Below are 19,188 nucleotides of genomic sequence, written 5' to 3'. Positions count from 1 at the left end.
CATTAGTATTGCTTATTGATGCCATTAAAAAAATGTTTCTAAATACTTTCATGAAATCCATTCTTGTAAAAAAGTAATCAATAAGCTACCATAAAGTAAGCCCGGACCATTTAAATAATATTGTAAAATGTGGACTCCAAAATATTGGATTTTTCACTTTTCTTGTAACATCTTTTCAAAATTTTCAACTCATCCGTTAAATCTCAGGATATGTTTAAAAAGCTGCTTTTCCTTTCAGCAATTGGTATTTCAGGCATGGTTTTTTCCCAAAATACGGTGAAAGACAAAATGTTCAATTACCTGGATTCTCTGTTTGTACACCATAAAGTAATGGGAAGTTTTGCATTGGCAGAAAATAATAATCCTACTTTCATTAAAGTAGTCGGATTTGCAGATGTAGAAAAAAACCAGAAAGCCAATGTCAATACGCAATATCGTATAGGCTCAATAAGCAAAACGTTTACCGCAGTTTTGGTGATGAAAGCGGTGGAAGAAAAAAAGATTTCTTTAGACAAAAAGCTTTCGGATTTCTATCCGGAAATTCCTAATGCTGATAAAATCACGATCGAAAATTTATTACAACACAGAACCGGAATTCATAATTTAACGGATGAAGCCGAATTTCTACAATATTATACCCAGCCTCACACAGGAAATGACCTGGTAAATATCATTAAAAAATATAAAAGTGACTTTGCGCCGGGTTCAAAATATGAATACAGCAACTCAAACTTTATTTTACTGGGGTTAATTCTTGAAAAAATATATAAAAAGCCGTACGCAGAATTAATTAAAAATAAAATTGCAAAACCATTAAAACTCACTTTAACAGGCGTCGGAGGAAAAATTGATACTTCAAAAAACCAGGCAAAATCTTACCAGTATTCTGGCGGAATTTATATTGCAGCACCTGAAACGGATATGAGCGTGCCGATTGGAGCGGGAAATATTGTTTCTACGCCGAGGGAACTTTTAACCTTTATTCTTGGTCTTGAACAAGGAAAGCTCATTACAAAAGAAAACGTTGATAAAATGAAACATTTTATTGATGATTACGGATATGGTCTTGTGAAATTTCAATTTGAAAAATATACAGGATTTGGGCATAACGGCGCCATTGATGGTTTCAGATCAGAACTGATATATTTTCCTGAATTTAAAACAGCAGTTAGTTTTACGGTCAATCAACAGGATGTGGATTCCGATGAAATTTTTTCAAGAATGATGGCTGTTGCAACCGGAAAAGATTTTGAGATCCCTAATTTTCAGACGATAAGTATTCCGGAAGATGATCTTCAGAAATTTATTGGCAATTATGCAAGTCCGGGAGTCCCTCTGAAAATTAATATCTTTATTCAGGATAAAAAACTGATGGCGCAGGCAACAGGGCAGAGTGCATTTCCCTTAGACGCAACTTCTGCAACAAGTTTTAAATTTGATTTGGCAGGAATCGTCATCAATTTTCATCCTGAAAAAAAACAGTTCGATATCATCCAGAGCGGAATGAAAACAACTTTCATAAAAGAATAAACAATGAAATATTTAAAAATTAATATTGAAAAAAATGCAGATATCGAAATCCTTAAAACCGCTATACTTCAGTTGAAAGGTGTAGATTCTGCAGAAATCATTGACGATGAAAATCCCGAAAGCGAGCTTAAAAAAGCCTTCGCCAAAACAAAGGAACAATTCAAAAAAGGGGATTACGAAACATTAGTGAATGATATTTTTGATATTTTAACCAAGAAATAATTTTTAATCATAATGAAAAAAGCCATTTTATCGATCGCTCTTTTGGGAATTTTCTTTTCCACCAACGTAGCGGCACAAACCGAAACTTCCGGCAGAGAAAAAGTCTACAGAGCGACTCATACCAAAGTAACAGAACTTAAACATACCAAACTTAAAGTAAATTTCGACTATCAGAAAGAGCAGATGAACGGTGAAGAATGGCTCACGGCATCGCCTTATTTTTATCCTTCCAACCAGCTTACGCTGGATGCCAAAGGAATGCTGATCCATGAAGTGGCTTTAGAGAGCAACGGTAAAAAATCTCCTTTAAAATACGATTATAAAGACGATGTTCTTAAAATCACTTTAGATAAAACCTACCAGAAAAACCAGGATTATACGGTTTATATTAAATATACTTCCCGTCCCAACGAAGTGAAACAGGAAGGAAGCGCTGCCATTAATGACGCAAAAGGACTGTACTTTATCAACGCTCAAGGAAAAGATCCCGATATGCCGACACAGATATGGACACAGGGTGAAACCGAATCTTCTTCGGCATGGTTTCCTACCATTGATAAACCTAATCAGAAGACCACACAGGAAATCTACATGACGGTTCCTGACAAATATGTTACGCTTTCAAACGGTATCCTGAAAGATTCCCAGAAAGAATCAAACGGCTTGAGAACAGACCATTGGGTGATGGATAAAAGACATTCTACCTACCTGTTTTTCATGGGTGTGGGAGAATATGCCATTGTAAAAGATAAATGGAAAAATATTCCTGTAGACTATTATATTGAAAAAGAATATGAGCCGTATGCAAAGCAGATCTACGGAAATACGCCGGAAATGATTGAGTTTTTCTCTAAAAAACTAGGTTACGATTATCCTTGGGCTAAATATGCACAGATTTCCGGAAGAAACTACGTCAGCGGCGCAATGGAAAATACAACAGCTACCCTTCACGGAAGCGATATTCTGCAAAAACCCGGGCAATTAATTGACGAAAACACCTGGGAAGATACCATTGCCCACGAATTATTCCACCACTGGTTTGGCGATCTTGTTACAGCCGAGAGCTGGAGCAATCTTACGGTAAACGAATCATTTGCCAATTATTCCGAGTATTTATGGAACGAATATAAATACGGAAAAGATCAGGCAGACTATCATCAGATGACGGATGTGAATATGTACATCCACAATCCGACTGATTTCAAAAAAGATCTCGTACGTTTCGATTATGCTTCCCGCGAAGATGTTTTCGATCTGGTAACGTATCAGAAAGGGGGCGGAATTCTTCATATGCTGAGAAACTATCTTGGCGACGAAGCATTCTTTGCAGGAATGCAGGATTATCTTAAAACCAACGAATATCAGAATGCAGAAGCACACCAGCTGAGGCTTTCATTCGAAAAAGTTTCCGGAAAAGATCTCAATTGGTTCTTCAATCAGTGGTATTTCGGAAGCGGAAATCCGAAAATAAATTACTCGTACACTTTTGAACCGGTAAAAAAACAAATAGCAGTAACCATTGAGCAGATTCAGGAGCAACCGTTCCAGTTTCCTTTGGCTATCGATGTTTACGAAAATGGAAAACCTAAAAGATATAATGTTTGGGTAAATGCGGAAGCAAAAAATACCTTTAATTTTGATGTAACTAAAAATGCAGACCTTGTTAATATCAATGCAGATGGCGTTTTGCTGGCAGATATTAACGACACGAAAACGCCTGAGCAGTACCTGATGCAGTTTACCGGATCAAAAGAATTCAAAAGCAGATACAATGCTCTAAACGGAATTAAAGATCAGGCAGGAAAAAATCCCGCAGCTACAAAATTACTTGCAGCAGCCATTAAAGATCCTTATTTCAGAACAAGAATAAAAGCGTTGCAGCTGATGGATCTTTCGAATGCGGATCAGCTGAAAGCTTTAGGATCAGATGTAGAAAAACTGGCATCCAATGATCCTAAAACACTGGTGCAGGCGGCAGCTATTTCAGCACTGGCAAAAACAAAGGATAAAAAGTACATGCCAATTTTTGAAAAAGGAATTAATGCTGTCTCCAATGCCGTAAAAGGAAGTTCAGTAGGCGCTATTGTCGCCATTGATCCGTCAAAAGCCGCAGCATATGCCGATAAAATTGATCTGGAAGGAGCTTCAGAAACGCTGGCCGCACAAATGCTTCCAATTATTGTGAAGAATAAAGTTTCGTCCCAAATGGCCAATATCGCACAGTTTGCTGCATTTTATCCTTTTATCAAATTCCAGAATCCTGAGCTGGGGAAATCTGCGGAAGAAGGATTCAACTGGATCATGACCTCAGACAATGTAAAAGCTACAGAAAGCATCACCAAAATTCTTGGTCAGGCAAAAGGGCAGATCGGAGAAAATCCGCAGGTAAAAATGATGATAAGCCAGATGCTGAAGGATGGTCTGAATAAAAAAATGGAGCTTTTAAAACAGAATCCTCAAAGCGCCGCAAGCATTAATAAACAGATCGATTTACTTAATAAATCGATTGAAGATTTTAAATAATTCTTTAGCAAAATTCTATAGTGTTAAAAATATGATAACCGCTATTTTAAATAGCGGTTATTTTTAATGGTTAAACGATTTTTATTAAATTTAATATGTTAAAATAGAAATATTATTGATTTATTCGTTTTAATATTATAATTTTGTTATTGAATTAACATTAAAATAATTGCTAATGAAAACAAATCTATTTTCTGGAAAAATTAAAAACCGATATGTATTTTCGGCCTTAATCATTTTTTCTGCCATTGGGCTTCATGCTCAAATTTCAACATTCCCCTGGACGGAAACTTTTGAAGATGATTCTCCTAGCAGATCAGGCTGGACACAGGTTTATGAAACCAACAATATGTCCTGGACATTCGCATCTTCTGCAACCACGGGGAGTAACGGGATAACCGCTTTTGGAGGAACAAAATTTGCCAACTTTCCGGCAAATTCTTCAAGTGCGGACAAAACAAAACTCGTAACTCCACCGCTGAACAGTTCGGTTCTCACTGCGCCCAGACTAAGCTTTTATCTTATCAATCCACAGCAGGGAGCCAATGCGAATTGGGTAAGAATTTACTATCGAATGTCAGCTTCCGATCCATGGAATATGGTGATGGGCTTTCAGCCGCCTTTTAATTCATGGTACAATTTCGCAAATGTCAATCTGCCCCCCAATCTTTATCAGGTTGCCATAGAATGTGAAAACGCACAGGGATATTCTACATTGATTGATAATTTTACGATTACCAATGATGTTTTAGGAGTGAATGAGGTAAAGGCTTCCCCAAAATCATCGATTAGTTATTATCCGAATCCGGTTAATGGTGTCTTACATTATCGTGCAAAGGATAAAGTAAATGAAATGGCTGTTTATGATGCAACCGGAAAAAAAGTTCAGACACATAAAGTAAATGCTGAGCAGGGGGATATTGATGTGTCAGCTCTTGATAACGGAGTATATATTATTTCAGGTAAAACCGCAAGCGGAACGGAGTCATCTAAAATCATCAAAAACTAATTGATCTTTCATTACTTAAAAAATATTAAATATCAATAACTTTACGTTAGACATCTCTTAGGGGTGTCTTTTTTTAATTATATACTTAAGCCTGACAAAATTTCGTGAAAATCATAATTGATTAAACGTTTACATTTTTTAAATTCGTATAAAATTAAAAAAATATGACTTTTGGAATCGAGGCGGCAAGTTACCATGTGCCTTCATTATATTTGGAAATTAAGGATTTAGCAGAAAGAAGAGGAATTGAACCTGCAAAGCTTGAAAAAGGACTGGGTTTACACAAAATGGGGTTTCCCGATGTTCATGAAGATGCGGCAACATTTGCTGCGGAAGCGTTGTTGAAATTGATTAAAGATTACCATATTAACCCAAAGGAAATTGCAAGGATTTATCTGGGAACAGAAAGTGCGCTCGATGCAGCAAAGCCAACAGCTTCGTACGCAATGCAGATGGTAGAAAAAGTATTGGAAGAACAATTCGGAGAACGCTGTTTCAGAAACTGTGATGTGGTAGATCTCACTTTCGCCTGTATCGGTGCAGTGGACGCTCTTCACAATTCTCTGGATTTTGTAAGAGTAAATCCGGATAAAAAAGCCATTGTCATCGCAAGTGATTATGCAAAATATGAGCTTGCCTCTTCCGGTGAGTATACGCAGGGTGGTGGAGCTGTTGCTGTTTTGGTTTCTTCAAAACCGGATCTTATTGAAATTGAAAACAACTGGGGTGTTGCTACAGAATCTGTCTTTGATTTCTTCAAACCAAGACGTCATTTTAAAAAAGAAAATCTGAATAATGCTCCCGGAAATTTCCCGGAAAAAATTGAAATTTTTACGGATGAACCGGTTTTCGACGGGCAATATTCCAATCAGTGTTATCAGGATAGAATCAGGGAAGCGTACAACCATTATAAAGAAATTACCGGGAAAAATAAACCGTATGAAAGCTGGAAATATCTGATTTTCCATCTTCCGTATGCATTTCACAGTAAAAGAGTATTCACGGAAATTTACAGTCTGGAAAACGGATTGTCCTACGAAACGCCTGAAGAGCAAAAAGCAGTCGCAAAATCAGAAGCCTATATTCAGTTTATTAATGATAAAATTGAAAAATCGCAGCGTGCTTCCTCAGAAATCGGAAACATATACACGGCATCTATTTTTATGGCAATGCTTTCTGTATTGCAGACTTCTTTTAATGAAAATGAAGAATTAACCGGAAAGGAAATTGGGTTTTTAGGATACGGAAGCGGTTCAAAATCAAAAGTTTTTGCAGGGAAAGTTTCAGAGAACTGGAAAAACGTGGTTTCAAAATGGAATGTATTTGAAGAATTAAAAAGCAGAACAGCCATCAATTTTGAAACCTATGAAAAGCTTCACAGAAAGCAGCTGGAAACTTCTGTTAATGAAAATTACAAAGGGTTCGGATTAAAATATGTGGAATTGGAAAACCCGGTCTTAAAAGGAGCGAGGTATTATCATTATCAGAAATAATTTAATAAAAACACTCTATCTTTAGGGTGTTTTTTTAATTAATATGAAATTAGTTAGAGTTATAGAAGAATTTAGGAAAGAAGATGATTGCCTTGTTAAAGAATATCTTTTAAATATCAGTTCGGAAAAGATTTTAGCAACCTTGGATGATCTGGTTTTAAATGATGATGACTATACGGATGAAATATACGATTGTTATTTTCTTAGCGAAGATCAATTAAAGAAAATATCTCCTTTTTTAACAGAAGAAATTAATCCGGATTTTGATACATATATTTATCAGCTTTCATGTTACGAAGATAATAAATGACGCTAAGGAAGTTAATCCAAGAAAGTATTTTTATCCTGATAATTCTTTGGCGTAACACCTACAAGCTGCTTAAAAACCCGTGTAAAATAATTGGTATCCGAAAACCCGGTCTGAAAAGCAGTTTCTTTAATGCTGTTCCTGCTTTTCAGCAGCTCTTTTGCTTTGCTGATTCTTTCCCGGAGAATAAATTCATTCGGGGAAGTTCCCAGCTCATCCTTAAACATTTTGAAGAAATTTGATTTGCTCACGTACGCGATTTTCGCAATACTCTCGATAGAAAGCTTCTGATGAAGATTTTTCCGGATATAATCTACCGCAAAACCGATTCTGGATTTATTTTTTACAATATTTTTCTCCACCATGCTTCTTGCCTGGGTCTGCATTAGCCGGATCAGAAGTTCTTTTAGCGCAAAATCGGCCATAATATCTTTCTGCGAATTATCGTCCATCGCAATCCTCATAATGTTGTTCGTCGCTGAAGCCAGAGATTGATTGTTGAAAAGAAAATATTCGTCCAATTCAATATTCCATTGGGAAGTTTCGTCAACTTTCGGAAGGTGATAATTAAGATGATTCAATGAGTTTTCTATAAACTCAGGATTCAGGCTCAGGGAAATGCATTGGGAAGGCGTTTCATCCGCTTCCGGAAAATCGATGATCATGGTTTCTCCCGGAGCCACCAGAACACTCTCTCCTGGATAATAATCAAAATAATTGGTCTTATTGTCGAGCTTCATATGCTTTTTCCCGCGAAGCATGGCGGTAAAGGCGATGGTTTCAAAATGCAGTTTTACATCAAAAGCAGCCCTGTGTGTTTCATAAATGCTGAACTCGCAATTGTTTAGATTGAATTTCGTTTGATTTTCAACCATGCTTAAAAGCTGGTTTTCTTTCTTCAGCTCTGGGGTTTTCAATAAAAATTTATGATCATTCATTTCTAAACCTTTTTTATGTTTCAGCGTAACTCAAATATAAGAAAATTATGGTACTTGTTGAGTGTTAACGAAATGGTAAAATTATCGTTTGCACGATTTTGAAGCTTTTTTGTACGATTATGCTATTCAAATCTTCAATGTAGATGTAATTTGGCTATTAAGAAAAATTAAAAATTGTACAAATATGAACACTACAACACAACAACAATCAGACACATTATTGCAGTGGCCTGAATTCAAAAACAGATATGATAATTATATCAATGGTCAGTTCACGGCACCCGTAAACGGAGAATATTTCGATGTTGTATCACCGGTAGACGGTAAAAAGTTTACACAGGCTGCCCATTCCTCAAAAGAAGATTTGGAGTTGGCTGTTAATGCTGCTGAAAAAGCCTTCCAGACCTGGAAAGATACCTCTTCCACAGATAGAAGTGTTATTCTAAATAAAATAGCCGACAGGATAGAGCAGAATCTGGAATACATCGCAACCGTTGAAACCATTGACAACGGTAAGGCGGTAAGAGAAACACTGGCTGCGGATATTCCTTTAGCAATCGATCATTTCAGATATTTTGCTTCAGTGATCAGGGCGGAAGAAGGTTTCCATAATGAATTGGACAAAGACACCGTTTCCCTCATCGTTCACGAACCACTGGGTGTTATTGCACAGATCATTCCGTGGAATTTTCCGATTTTGATGGCGGTCTGGAAATTGGCTCCTGCCTTAGCAGCAGGAAACTGTGTCGTATTAAAACCCGCAGAAAGTACCCCGATTTCAATTATGGTCTTAATGGAAATTATAGGAGATCTGCTGCCTCCGGGTGTTGTAAATATCGTTAACGGATTTGGGGCAGAATTGGGAAGAGCATTGGTTACCAATCCGAAAGTTTCTAAAGCCGCATTTACCGGATCTACTGCAACGGGCCGTCTGGTAATGCAGTATGCAACGGAAAACATCATTCCGGTAACATTGGAATTAGGAGGGAAATCACCAAACGTTTTCTTCAGTTCTGTCATGGATGCGGATGATGAGTTCCTGGATAAAGCCATTGAAGGAGCGGTTCTTTTTGCACTGAACCAGGGTGAAATTTGTACGTGTCCGTCAAGATTGCTTGTTCAGGAAGATATTGCGGATGCTTTCATCGCCAAAGTAATTGAAAGAGTAAAAGCGATTAAGGTTGGGAATCCGCTGGATAAAACGGTCATGATGGGAGCCCAGGCTTCACAAATCCAGAAAGATAAAATTCTTTCCTATATCAAACTTGGAAAAGAAGAAGGTGCGGAAGTGCTCGTTGGTGGTGATGTCAACAATGTTGGAGAAGGACTTGAAGAAGGTTATTATATTCAGCCTACAATTTTTAAAGGCAATAACAGGATGAGAATTTTCCAGGAAGAAATTTTTGGGCCAGTGTTGGCTTTTACCACCTTTAAAAATGAAGAGGAAGCTGTTAAAATTGCCAATGATACCATTTACGGACTGGGAGCAGGAGTCTGGACGAGAGATGCGCATCAGCTGTATACTGTTCCGCGACAAATTCAGGCAGGAAGAGTCTGGGTAAACCAGTATCATTCTTATCCCGCAGGAGCACCTTTTGGAGGCTACAAACAATCCGGAATCGGAAGGGAAAACCACAAAATGATGCTGGATCATTACCGTCAGACAAAAAATATGCTGATCTCGTACAACAAAAACAAATTAGGATTTTTTTAATTTTAAATAGTAGGGCGTGCCCGTTTGCCCCGGCTTCAGCCGGGGCAAAACGGTCGGGCTATCCAGGGCTGCACTTCGTTTCGGTGCTCCGCTTCGCTCCGCACCGGCTCGTTCCTCGCCGCCCTTCCTATCCCTCACGCGACAATGCTGCATTGATGATGGCAGAGATTCAGATGGTCAAAATACATAGTGCAAATGTGTGCGGAACTCTTTTTAATAAACATAATGATCCGTGAAAATCTGTGAAATCTGTGGAAAAAATAAAATATACACGACAACAAAAGGATTTCACGAATTACACAGATAAATTCATTTGAACAGAATTTGAAGCAGACCAAGCTTTACTAATAATTTTTTGTCTTTTAATTTTACGATAAATCTTTGTGCGAGACTTTAGAATAAGAATAATAATCTGCGAAATCCGCGGAAAATAAAAACAACATTTCATTATAAATACCAGAATAACCTTTCCATGAAGATTACAACAATTTTCCAATAAAAAATAAAAACTAATTCAAAACTCAGAATATGATACCAAAAATAATGAAAGCAGCAGTGGTACAAGGCTACGGACAACCATTAAAAATACAAGAAGTTCCCGTAAGAGAACCTGGAAGATATGAAGTGTTGGTAAAAGTAATCGCCTGTGGCGTGTGTCATACCGATCTTCACGCTGTTGACGGCGACTGGCCGGCCAAACCCAAAATGCCTCTGATTCCCGGACATGAAGGAGTGGGAATTGTCGTAGCCTGCGGCCCTGAAGCTTACGTCAAAGAAGGAGATGCCGTAGGTGTTCCCTGGCTGTATTCCGCATGCGGATGCTGCGATTATTGCATTACAGGATGGGAAACTCTTTGTGAAGCGCAGAAAAATGGCGGATATAGTGTTGATGGAGGCTTTGCAGAATATGTCATTGCAGATTCAAGATATGTGGGACACCTGAAAAGTGATGTCAACTTTTTAGAAATTGCGCCGATTCTTTGTGCCGGAGTTACCGTGTATAAAGGGTTAAAAGAAACGGAAACGAAACCCGGAGAATGGGTTGCTATTTCCGGAATCGGGGGATTGGGGCATGTAGCTGTCCAATATGCTAAAGCAATGGGAATGCATGTAGCTGCTATTGATGTGGCGGATGATAAACTGGAATTGGCAAAAAAATTGGGAGCGGATCTGGTAGTCAACGCCAGAAACACAGATCCGGGAGCATATCTGCATAAGGAAGTTGGTGGGATGCATGGCGCATTGATTACTGCCGTTTCGCCGATCGCTTTCAAACAGGGGATTGATGTATTAAGAAGAAAAGGTACCATTGCGCTGAACGGGCTTCCGCCCGGATCATTTGAGCTTCCGATCTTTGAAACGGTTCTCAAAAGAATTACCGTGAGAGGTTCCATCGTCGGCACACGGAAAGACCTTCAGGAAGCGCTTGATATTGCTAATGAAGGACTGGTAAAGGCAACGGTGACTCCTGCAAAATTAGAAGACATTAATGAGGTATTTGATAAAATGAAAAAAGGGCAGATTGAGGGAAGAATCGTTCTTGATATTGCCGGAAATTCAAATTGATGAAAACGGATTATAGGGTTTCGGCGAAATGAAATTTCGCCGAAACTTTTAGCTTTATAAAAGACTTAGGAAGCGAAAGCGTTAAGAAAATTAATTCTGTGAACGTAAAGAAAATTCTACTGTTTGAAGCGCGAGAACAATATTGAACCGAAGAACAGATACTGAATTCGCGCAAGTTTTAGAATTTTTAGAGAATAGGATTCATTTTTAGCCGCAGCTTCCAGGTCTTGAATTTTTGGTTCTTTTGTTTTAAAACAAAAGAACATCAATAAAAAAACAATGTTATGAAACCTAAAATATCAAGACTTGCCGCTACAGAAAAAGCCCTGGAAGTAATCTGGGAACTTGAGAAAAAATATGGAGACCTGATGTTTTATCAGGCCGGAGGATGCTGTGAAGGCACACAGCCGCAATGTTTCGAGAAAGGCGGATTTTTCCCGAGAATAAATGATGCCATGATCGGGACCATCAACGGACACGAATTCTGGATCGACCGCGATCTGTTCGAATACTGGCAGTATTCCCATTTTACACTGGATGTTACGGATGGTTTCGGACCGGGAGGATTTTCTTTAGAAACACCGCTCGGAAAAACATTCAAAGTTATTTATACACTCTTTACAGCGGAAGAACTTAAGAATTTAGAACCCGTAAAGCGCAGTGAATAAATCTGCTTGATCAGCAAAATCAGCGAGATACAGGAATAATTACAATACAATCATTAAATTTCCCGCAAATTTGCCAGATGCTTGAGCTTTAAAATTATAGTGGGATTTCTTAAAAAAGATTTGTGCAACTTGTATTTAACAAAACAAAAAGTCAAACTTTCACAAACCGGTTGACAAACATCGAAGCTATCAATTGCCCGACTGCATTCAGAACCGTAGCCAACGGATCCACCAGGGTTCCGATAATCATCACCGCAGGAATGGCTTCCTGTGGTAGTTTATAGACTGAAATCATCAGCATCTCACCAATATATCCGCCATTAGGAATTCCGCCTGCCACAATGCTTACAAAAACAGTAATGCCTAAAGCCAGAAGTAAATTCATCGGATCAAAAAAATCTCTGCCGATAATCATAAAAGCAACATAGATCTTAATAATGGATGACATGGAAGATCCGTTTTTATGCAGCGTAGTTCCAATAGGAATCACAATATTTGAAATCTGACCGGGAATTCCGATTCTGGATGCAGCTTCTAAGTTAGCAGGCATAGTAGCGAAGCTGCTGCAGGTACTCAGTGCCGTGGCTGTAGGATAAATAGCATTTTTCCAAAAACTTTTAACACCATTGGTCCCGGCGGCCATAAAAGCATAAATGGAAAAAAACAACAGAAAATAAACGGCACCCGCAATATAATAAAGTCCGAGCGGCTTAGCATAAAATCCGAAAAGCTGAGGCCCCAGTGTGGCCACCTGATAAGCGAAATAGGCCCCCAAACCAATGGGAGCAGCTTTCATAATTAGTAGTAACAGTTCTTTCATGACCTCATATCCGGAAGCAATAAACATCCTGAATGATTGTCCTTTTTCTCCTGCTTTTCTTGCAGAAAATCCCGTCATAAATGCAAAAATGAGCAGCGCCAGCATATTCTGCCGTGAAAATAGCTGTGTAAATTCGCCCACCGTAAAAAAGCTCACAATCCTGTTGCCCCAGGTTTCTTCGGAAGAAACTTCTGCTACCAGTTCCTTACTTCCGGAAACTCCGGAAACCGGAAACAAATAGACGGCGAAAATAGTAAAAACAGCTGCCGTTAAAATGAAAAAAAGAAAAGTAAATGCCATGGTTATCATGATCTTTCCAAACTTTGACTCCCGTTCCAGCGATGCAATAGAATTGGAAACTGCAAAGAAAACAAGAGGAACCACACTTACAAAAAGTAAATTCAGGAAAATATCTCCTAAAGGTTTTATATAGCTTACTGTTTGTGGTGCAACAATCCCGATAATACTCCCAATAACGATCCCCAGAAGCAAAAGCAGAATTCCCGAGTAGTTTTTCAACACGTCTTTCATAGAGCGCTTTTTAGTCAAAGATAGCTTTATTTTTAACACTTCATTATATAAATTTCGTCTCTAAAATCCTTAAATTTGAGTAAAAACGTTTCTATGGCTTATATAGACTACTATAAAATTTTAGGCGTAGATAAAAACGCAACCCAGGAAGATATCAAAAAAGCCTATCGCAAGCTGGCAAGAAAGCTTCATCCGGACCTAAATCCTGACGATAAGGAAGCGGAAAGGAAATTCAAGGAGATCAACGAAGCCAATGAAGTTCTCAGCAATCCTGAAAACCGTGCTAAATACGATAAATACGGCGAACACTGGAAACATGGTGAAGAGTATGAAAAGGCACAGCAACAGCAGTATCAGAATTATGGCAACGACTACGGTGGCGGATTTTCCGGTGCTGATTTTGGTGAAGGAGAAGATTTCTCGGATTTTTTTCAAAGCATGTTCGGCGGAACAGGAGGGTTCGGGAGAAGTTCAAGAGGAAGTGCATCCGGGAAGTTTAAAGGACAGGATATTCATGCAGAGCTGAATCTAAGCTTAAAGGATGCTGCAACTACACATCAGCAGACTTTTGATATTAACGGGAAAAAGGTGAGGATTACCATTCCGGCAGGCGTTTATGACGGACAGCAGATTAAATTGAAAGGGCATGGAAATCCCGGCTATAATGGTGGTCCAAACGGTGATTTGTACATTACTTTTACTATTCCGGCTGATCCGGATTTTGAAAGGATTGGAGATGATTTGAAAACTAAAGTTACTATTGATTTGTATACGGCTGTCTTAGGCGGCGATGTCAACGTGAATACCCTCACCGGAAGCGTCAATCTTAAAGTGAAGCCTGAAACCCAAAACGGAATGACCGTAAGGCTAAAAGGAAAAGGATTTCCTGTCTATAAAAAGGAAGGAGAATTCGGTGACCTTTTTGTGACGTACGATGTGAAACTGCCTACCAACCTTACCGATAAGCAGAAGCAGCTTTTCGAACAACTAAAAAATTCTTAAGTCATGAATGAAAGAATATCACGGGAAGAACTCGTAAAAATATACAATATTGAAATCACCTTTTTTGATGAACTGGTAGATTCCGGTTTACTGAATATTCAGACAGAGAATGAAATCCACTATCTGATGTATGAAGATCTGCCGTCTTTTGAAAGGTTTACCAACTGGTATTATGATCTGGATATCAACCTCCCCGGACTCGAAGTAATTCACGAGATGCTCCGAAAAATGGAAGACCTGAAACAGAAAAACCGTGAGCTGATGAGTAAGCTTTCAGCCATCAGTGACAAATATGAGGAAGGGAATTTTTGAGTGGGTGAGTTCTAGAGTCAGAGGGTTTTAGGGTGAGAGAATTTTAGGGTAGGAGTGATGATGTTTAAAATGAGATTGATAAAATGAAAAACTTATATTTGCTGCAGAATTAATAAATATGACTGAAGAGAAAGTAATCGTTCTAAAGCCGAAAAGAAAGGATTTTGAAGAAATATATTTCAGCGGGAATCAGGGAAGCCTGTTCTTTTCGCCTACAACGAGAGGAAAAACGGTTACAACGATTGTAGTTGCTGTTATTCTGGTTATTTTATTCTTTTTTAGAGATGATTTCAGCAAAGAAAAGTCAGGGATTTTGTATTTTGTAAGCTTTTTGTTCCTGCTTTGCGCTGTTTTTCTATCGGTAAGCATTAATAAAGTTTCAAGATGGAAAAAGCAGGTAGCGCACTATTTAAATAAAATCGAAAATTGTAAAGTCTATGAAATCAGAATAGAGGAGAATTTTTTCACAGTAAATATTAACGGTGATAATGAGACCAGCGAATGGAAAGATTTTGAGTTTTTCGACAGCAACAATGAATTTATAAGCATCGAAGGAAAATACAGCTATATGTTTCCCAGGAAATCAATGAGCGAGAAAGACTATAGCTTTTTAAAGCAGATTTTAAAGAAAAACATCAACGAATAATTATTCAGCAGATTAAAACTTAATCCGTATAAAATAAAAAAACTCAGAGCAGATGTTCTGAGTTCTTTATTTGTAGAGTGGGGCTTATTATTAATCCAGCCAACCCATTTCTTTCATCCATTCGTCATTATAGATTTTTCCCACGTATCTTGAACCGTGATCGTGAAGAAGTACTACAATAACATCATCTTTTGTAAACTGATCCTTCATCTGTACCAGTGAAGCGATAGCGCTTCCTGCAGAGTATCCGCAAAAAATTCCTTCTTCTTTTGCTAATTTTCTTGCATAAACAGCACCGTCTTTATCCGTTACTTTCTCAAAATGATCAATCACTGCCATATCATAATTTTCAGGAAGAATATCTTCACCGATTCCTTCAGTGATATAAGTATAAGCGTTTCCTAAGTTGATTTCCCCAGTCTCATGGATTTCTTTTAAGATAGATCCGTAGGTGTCAACTCCAATTACTTTAATATTCGGGTTTTTCTCTTTGAAGAAGGTACCACAGCCGGTAATCGTGCCTCCTGTTCCTGCTCCCACAACGAAATGTGTCAGTTTTCCTTCGGTCTGTTCCCATATTTCCGGAGCAGTAGATTCATAATGCGCAGCTCTGTTGGATAAATTATCATATTGATTAACGTACCATCCGTTTTCAGTTTCCTTTGCAAGACGCTTTGATACCGAATAATAAGAACGTGGATCCGTAGGTTTTACGTCGGTAGGGCAAACAATGACTTCAGCACCTACAGCACGGAGAATGTCGCATTTTTCTTTAGATTGTTTTGAATTGGTTACAAAAATACATTTGTATCCTTTGATGATTGCTGCAAGAGCCAATCCCATTCCTGTATTTCCTGAAGTTCCTTCGATAATGGTACCTCCCGGCTTTAGCCTTCCGTCTTTTTCTGCGTCTTCAATCATTTTCAGGGCCATTCTGTCCTTCACGGAATTCCCGGGATTGAAAGTTTCCACCTTTGCCAAAACTAGTGCCGGAAAATCTTCACCCAAAACTTTATTCAGTTTTACCAATGGTGTATTTCCTATAGTTTCGAGGATGTTGTTTGCGTATTTCATAAATGTTTTTTAAGCATGGCAAAGATACGGCTTTAAATTTTATTCGCTGAATGATAGCATGAATAAGTAATTAACCTTTCACTTTTCACTTTTTACTTTTCACCAACTTCTAATTATACTTAATCGCCTTCACCGGAGAAATCTTACTGATGAGGTAGCTGGGAATAATTAAGGCCAGACCTGAAATAATCAGAATGCCTACCGAGATGGAGATGATCATAAATGGATTAAGATCTACCGGAACTGTACTTACGTAATAATTCTCAGGATTAAGTTTGATAATGCCAAAAATCTTCTGGATGAAAATCAGGCCTAAACCAATTACATTTCCGTACAAAAGCCCGGGAATCATAATGATCAGTGTATAGTTGATAAAGGTTGCACGAATCTGGGAATTGCTTGCGCCGAGGGTTTTAAGAAGACCTATGGAGTTGGTTCTTTCAATAATAAGGATTAAGAGAACCATAATGATATTAATAATCACTACAATCAGCATGATAATAATAATCAATGCAATATTGGTGTCAAAAATACTGATCCAGTCGGTAATCTGTGGAAATTTCTCTGTTGCTTTTTCAGCATAGTTTTTATATCCTATGAGCTTTTCAATTTCGGGAAAATCTGCATCTGCATCATTTACATTTTTAAAGAAAATATCAATTCCACCCGCTTCATCAGGTTTCATATCCTGAATTTTACGAACATGATTAATATCTCCGATAACGAATTGGTCATCAATCATTTTAATATCCGTTCTGTAAATTCCCAAGACTTCAAATTTCCTGTAGATAGGTTGCTGGTCGGCTTTTGAAAATACTGTGACGATGCTGTCTTTTACCTTAAGATGAAGGTCTTTTGCCGTTTTCTCAGAGATTACTACGCCATTGTTATAGCCTTTCTCAGTTACCTGCGGAGTGGTTCCGGCAATCAGGAATTTTTTAAACCTGAGGCTGTCAAAATCTTTACCGATTCCTTTGAAAATAATTCCCGCAAAATTGTGCTCATTCCGCATTATACCTGTTAACATTGCATATTTCTGAACACTTGCCACATCAGGAATTTCTTTTATTTTTTTAATATCCAAACCCTGGTTATCAAGCACGGAAGTATTGTAGGAAGAATTTGATCTTGTAGATCTTACGGTAATATGACCGCTGAAATCTGCCAGTCTTTCTTTAATTGCTTTCTTAGAACCGAAACCTGTGGATACGGTGATTAGAGAAACAATGATTCCCAATGCCACCGAAAGCCTTCCAATGAAGATGATAACCCGGGAGAGGTTATTTTTATTATCTTTGGAAAACGCTATTTTTCTAGAGAAATATAAAGGAAACTTCAAGCTTATGAATTTAGATTTCAAAATTAAAAATTTACTTCTTATTTGCCTAATTTTTTTAGGAGTATTCCATCAATATCATTCTCAATCTAAAGACTTGGAAGGTTTTAAAACAGGAGCCGATCAGCCGGAACTCTATTTACCGTTGCTGAAGGGTAAAACAATTGGTGTGGTGACTAATCAGACCGGATTAATGAGCGACAGAACTCATGTTGTTGATTTTTTAGCAAAAAAAGGTATTAAAATTAAATCTATTTTCGCTCCCGAGCATGGTTTCAGAGGCGACGCGGATGCAGGTGAAAAAGTGAAAAACGGTATTGATGTTAAAACGGGAATTCCCATTGTTTCTTTGTACGGAAATAATAAGAAACCAAAACCTGAACAATTAAAAGGAATTGATATCGTGGTTTTTGATATACAGGATGTAGGAGTACGGTTTTATACCTATATTTCTACATTAACCTATCTTATGGAAGCCGGAGCGGAAAACCATGTTGAGATAATGGTGCTCGACCGCCCGAATCCGCACGACGGCTATACAGACGGTCCTGTTCTCGATAAAAAGTGGAAGAATTTTGTCGGGATGCATGAAGTGCCGGTAGTTTATGGTCTTACCATCGGGGAATACGGCAAAATGGTGAATGGGGAAAAATGGCTGGAAAAAGGAATTCAGGCAAAATATACTTTAATTCCGATGAAGAATTATCATAAAAAATTAAGATATCCGATATTAGAAAAACCTTCCCCTAATTTACCCAATGATAAATCGATTAATCTGTATCCAAGCTTATGCTTTTTTGAAGGGATCCAGGTTTCCGTTGGAAGAGGCACTGATCTTCCTTTTCAGATATACGGATCGCCATGGACAAGAGGCCTGCCTTATCAATTTACGCCGAAACCGAATTTCGGAGCTAAGGATCCTTTCCTGAACGGAAAACTCTGCTACGGAGAAAATCTTTCCGATTATCCGAAGGATTTAAGAGCGCTTAATCTTGAGTGGGTGCTTAAAGCTTATAAAAATTATAAAAATCCGGAACTGGACTTTTTCCTTAAACCTGCAGCCGGCAAAAATTTCTGGTTTGATACGTTAGCGGGAAATGATACACTTAGAAAGCAGATCATTTCCGGAAAATCTATAAAGGAAATCAAAGATTCCTGGAAACCCGGTTTGGAAAAGTTTGAGAAAATCAGAAAAAAATACGTAATCTACGAAGATTGATAGGGGAATGGTCAATTGTAAATATTAATCAAATTAAAAAAAGAATTCACAATTAAACATTCACATTTAATCAAAATCCTGAGGCGGAGTTTTATCATCTTTGCCTTTATTCATGATTGCTAAACCGATAGAAAGACCAATTACTCCGGCAGCACCGATCATTAAAGCTCTTTCCAGTTTATCAGCTTGGTCATTGCCAAGGTAATTCATCAGAAAAAGAATGATAAAAGTAATGGCACAAAGAATCAGATGATTTTTTCCGAATAATTTCATGGGAA

The 19,188-nt window shown here is 38.0% G+C and carries 18 protein-coding genes; 13 read left to right on the top strand and 5 right to left on the bottom strand.

Annotated elements, in window-relative coordinates:
• Nucleotides 1–210 precede the first annotated feature (210 nt).
• From BUA76_RS13705 to BUA76_RS13680, 6 genes are all read left to right on the top strand, one after another.
• Nucleotides 211–1,530 carry a serine hydrolase domain-containing protein gene (locus BUA76_RS13705; protein ID WP_072885362.1) on the top strand — a complete coding sequence of 440 codons (1,320 nt, stop codon included), beginning with the start codon at nucleotides 211–213 and terminating at the stop codon, nucleotides 1,528–1,530.
• Nucleotides 1,531–1,533: 3 nt separating this feature from the next.
• Nucleotides 1,534–1,752, top strand: coding sequence for a hypothetical protein (locus BUA76_RS13700; RefSeq protein WP_072885361.1), 219 nt, complete (start codon nucleotides 1,534–1,536; stop codon nucleotides 1,750–1,752).
• Nucleotides 1,753–1,764: 12 nt separating this feature from the next.
• On the top strand, nucleotides 1,765–4,275 hold the full coding sequence (locus BUA76_RS13695) for a M1 family metallopeptidase (RefSeq protein ID WP_072885360.1): 2,511 nt from the start codon (nucleotides 1,765–1,767) through the stop codon (nucleotides 4,273–4,275).
• A gap of 175 nt (nucleotides 4,276–4,450) precedes the next feature.
• Nucleotides 4,451–5,284, top strand: a complete 834-nt coding sequence (locus BUA76_RS13690; protein WP_072885359.1) for a T9SS type A sorting domain-containing protein — start codon at nucleotides 4,451–4,453, stop codon at nucleotides 5,282–5,284.
• Between the two features lie 164 nt (nucleotides 5,285–5,448).
• Nucleotides 5,449–6,777, top strand: a complete 1,329-nt coding sequence (locus BUA76_RS13685) for a hydroxymethylglutaryl-CoA synthase family protein (RefSeq protein ID WP_072885358.1) — start codon at nucleotides 5,449–5,451, stop codon at nucleotides 6,775–6,777.
• Between the two features lie 43 nt (nucleotides 6,778–6,820).
• A complete protein-coding gene (locus BUA76_RS13680) occupies nucleotides 6,821–7,087 on the top strand; it encodes a DUF7683 domain-containing protein (RefSeq protein ID WP_072885357.1) in 267 nt (88 codons plus the stop codon).
• An 11-nt stretch (nucleotides 7,088–7,098) separates the two neighbouring features.
• On the opposite strand, the gene BUA76_RS13675 is transcribed toward BUA76_RS13680, so the two are convergent.
• Nucleotides 7,099–8,022, bottom strand: a complete 924-nt coding sequence (locus BUA76_RS13675; protein ID WP_072885356.1) for an AraC family transcriptional regulator — start codon at nucleotides 8,020–8,022, stop codon at nucleotides 7,099–7,101.
• 184 nt (nucleotides 8,023–8,206) lie between these two features.
• Between BUA76_RS13675 and BUA76_RS13670 the strand changes: the two genes are divergently transcribed.
• The 3 genes from BUA76_RS13670 (at nucleotide 8,207) to BUA76_RS13660 (ending at nucleotide 11,970) form a co-directional block, all read left to right on the top strand.
• The gene (locus BUA76_RS13670) at nucleotides 8,207–9,736 is read left to right on the top strand and encodes an aldehyde dehydrogenase family protein (protein ID WP_072885422.1); all 1,530 of its coding nucleotides are present in this window, start codon (nucleotides 8,207–8,209) and stop codon (nucleotides 9,734–9,736) included.
• Between the two features lie 528 nt (nucleotides 9,737–10,264).
• Nucleotides 10,265–11,302, top strand: a complete 1,038-nt coding sequence (adhP, locus tag BUA76_RS13665) for an alcohol dehydrogenase AdhP (RefSeq protein WP_072885355.1) — start codon at nucleotides 10,265–10,267, stop codon at nucleotides 11,300–11,302.
• 284 nt (nucleotides 11,303–11,586) lie between these two features.
• The gene (locus tag BUA76_RS13660) at nucleotides 11,587–11,970 is read left to right on the top strand and encodes a DUF779 domain-containing protein (RefSeq protein ID WP_072885354.1); all 384 of its coding nucleotides are present in this window, start codon (nucleotides 11,587–11,589) and stop codon (nucleotides 11,968–11,970) included.
• A 151-nt stretch (nucleotides 11,971–12,121) separates the two neighbouring features.
• Here the strand turns inward: BUA76_RS13660 and BUA76_RS13655 are convergent, their stop codons facing one another.
• Nucleotides 12,122–13,321 carry a dicarboxylate/amino acid:cation symporter gene (locus tag BUA76_RS13655; RefSeq protein ID WP_072885353.1) on the bottom strand — a complete coding sequence of 400 codons (1,200 nt, stop codon included), beginning with the start codon at nucleotides 13,319–13,321 and terminating at the stop codon, nucleotides 12,122–12,124.
• A 93-nt stretch (nucleotides 13,322–13,414) separates the two neighbouring features.
• Between BUA76_RS13655 and BUA76_RS13650 the strand changes: the two genes are divergently transcribed.
• The 3 genes from BUA76_RS13650 to BUA76_RS13640 all read left to right on the top strand — a co-directional run bounded on the left by BUA76_RS13650 (nucleotide 13,415) and on the right by BUA76_RS13640 (nucleotide 15,281).
• Nucleotides 13,415–14,323, top strand: coding sequence for a DnaJ C-terminal domain-containing protein (locus BUA76_RS13650; protein WP_072885352.1), 909 nt, complete (start codon nucleotides 13,415–13,417; stop codon nucleotides 14,321–14,323).
• A 3-nt stretch (nucleotides 14,324–14,326) separates the two neighbouring features.
• Nucleotides 14,327–14,635 (top strand): chaperone modulator CbpM, encoded by a 309-nt coding sequence (locus BUA76_RS13645; RefSeq protein WP_072885351.1) that lies wholly within the window; start codon nucleotides 14,327–14,329, stop codon nucleotides 14,633–14,635.
• Between the two features lie 118 nt (nucleotides 14,636–14,753).
• Nucleotides 14,754–15,281 carry a hypothetical protein gene (locus tag BUA76_RS13640; RefSeq protein ID WP_072885350.1) on the top strand — a complete coding sequence of 176 codons (528 nt, stop codon included), beginning with the start codon at nucleotides 14,754–14,756 and terminating at the stop codon, nucleotides 15,279–15,281.
• 90 nt (nucleotides 15,282–15,371) lie between these two features.
• Here the strand turns inward: BUA76_RS13640 and BUA76_RS13635 are convergent, their stop codons facing one another.
• Both BUA76_RS13635 and BUA76_RS13630 read right to left on the bottom strand, forming a co-directional pair.
• Complete coding sequence (locus tag BUA76_RS13635) at nucleotides 15,372–16,355, bottom strand: PLP-dependent cysteine synthase family protein (protein WP_072885349.1); 984 nt, start codon at nucleotides 16,353–16,355, stop codon at nucleotides 15,372–15,374.
• 109 nt (nucleotides 16,356–16,464) lie between these two features.
• The gene (locus BUA76_RS13630; RefSeq protein ID WP_072885348.1) at nucleotides 16,465–17,694 is read right to left on the bottom strand and encodes an ABC transporter permease; all 1,230 of its coding nucleotides are present in this window, start codon (nucleotides 17,692–17,694) and stop codon (nucleotides 16,465–16,467) included.
• Nucleotides 17,695–17,698: 4 nt separating this feature from the next.
• Between BUA76_RS13630 and BUA76_RS13625 the strand changes: the two genes are divergently transcribed.
• A complete protein-coding gene (locus BUA76_RS13625; protein WP_072885421.1) occupies nucleotides 17,699–18,910 on the top strand; it encodes an exo-beta-N-acetylmuramidase NamZ family protein in 1,212 nt (403 codons plus the stop codon).
• Nucleotides 18,911–18,976: 66 nt separating this feature from the next.
• Here BUA76_RS13625 and BUA76_RS13620 read toward each other — a convergent pair whose 3' ends face one another.
• Nucleotides 18,977–19,183, bottom strand: coding sequence for a hypothetical protein (locus tag BUA76_RS13620; RefSeq protein WP_072885347.1), 207 nt, complete (start codon nucleotides 19,181–19,183; stop codon nucleotides 18,977–18,979).
• Between the last annotated feature and the right edge of the window lie 5 nt (nucleotides 19,184–19,188).

It is taken from the genome of Chryseobacterium takakiae, assembly GCF_900129385.1.
GTDB classification, from domain to species: domain Bacteria; phylum Bacteroidota; class Bacteroidia; order Flavobacteriales; family Weeksellaceae; genus Chryseobacterium; species Chryseobacterium takakiae.
This window is presented reverse-complemented; position numbering and strand designations above follow the sequence as displayed.

Excerpts from the sequence above, each read along its gene's own strand:
- BUA76_RS13705 (WP_072885362.1), top strand. The coding sequence starts at position 211 with ATGTTTAAAAAGCTGCTTTTCCTTTCAGCAATTGGTATTTCAGGCATG.
- BUA76_RS13700 (WP_072885361.1), top strand. The coding sequence starts at position 1,534 with ATGAAATATTTAAAAATTAATATTGAAAAAAATGCAGATATCGAAATC.
- BUA76_RS13695 (WP_072885360.1), top strand. The coding sequence starts at position 1,765 with ATGAAAAAAGCCATTTTATCGATCGCTCTTTTGGGAATTTTCTTTTCC.
- BUA76_RS13690 (WP_072885359.1), top strand. The coding sequence starts at position 4,451 with ATGAAAACAAATCTATTTTCTGGAAAAATTAAAAACCGATATGTATTT.
- BUA76_RS13685 (WP_072885358.1), top strand. The coding sequence starts at position 5,449 with ATGACTTTTGGAATCGAGGCGGCAAGTTACCATGTGCCTTCATTATAT.
- BUA76_RS13680 (WP_072885357.1), top strand. The coding sequence starts at position 6,821 with ATGAAATTAGTTAGAGTTATAGAAGAATTTAGGAAAGAAGATGATTGC.
- BUA76_RS13675 (WP_072885356.1), bottom strand. The coding sequence starts at position 8,022 with ATGAATGATCATAAATTTTTATTGAAAACCCCAGAGCTGAAGAAAGAA.
- BUA76_RS13670 (WP_072885422.1), top strand. The coding sequence starts at position 8,207 with ATGAACACTACAACACAACAACAATCAGACACATTATTGCAGTGGCCT.
- adhP (WP_072885355.1), top strand. The coding sequence starts at position 10,265 with ATGATACCAAAAATAATGAAAGCAGCAGTGGTACAAGGCTACGGACAA.
- BUA76_RS13660 (WP_072885354.1), top strand. The coding sequence starts at position 11,587 with ATGAAACCTAAAATATCAAGACTTGCCGCTACAGAAAAAGCCCTGGAA.
- BUA76_RS13655 (WP_072885353.1), bottom strand. The coding sequence starts at position 13,321 with ATGAAAGACGTGTTGAAAAACTACTCGGGAATTCTGCTTTTGCTTCTG.
- BUA76_RS13650 (WP_072885352.1), top strand. The coding sequence starts at position 13,415 with ATGGCTTATATAGACTACTATAAAATTTTAGGCGTAGATAAAAACGCA.
- BUA76_RS13645 (WP_072885351.1), top strand. The coding sequence starts at position 14,327 with ATGAATGAAAGAATATCACGGGAAGAACTCGTAAAAATATACAATATT.
- BUA76_RS13640 (WP_072885350.1), top strand. The coding sequence starts at position 14,754 with ATGACTGAAGAGAAAGTAATCGTTCTAAAGCCGAAAAGAAAGGATTTT.
- BUA76_RS13635 (WP_072885349.1), bottom strand. The coding sequence starts at position 16,355 with ATGAAATACGCAAACAACATCCTCGAAACTATAGGAAATACACCATTG.
- BUA76_RS13625 (WP_072885421.1), top strand. The coding sequence starts at position 17,699 with ATGAATTTAGATTTCAAAATTAAAAATTTACTTCTTATTTGCCTAATT.
- BUA76_RS13620 (WP_072885347.1), bottom strand. The coding sequence starts at position 19,183 with ATGAAATTATTCGGAAAAAATCATCTGATTCTTTGTGCCATTACTTTT.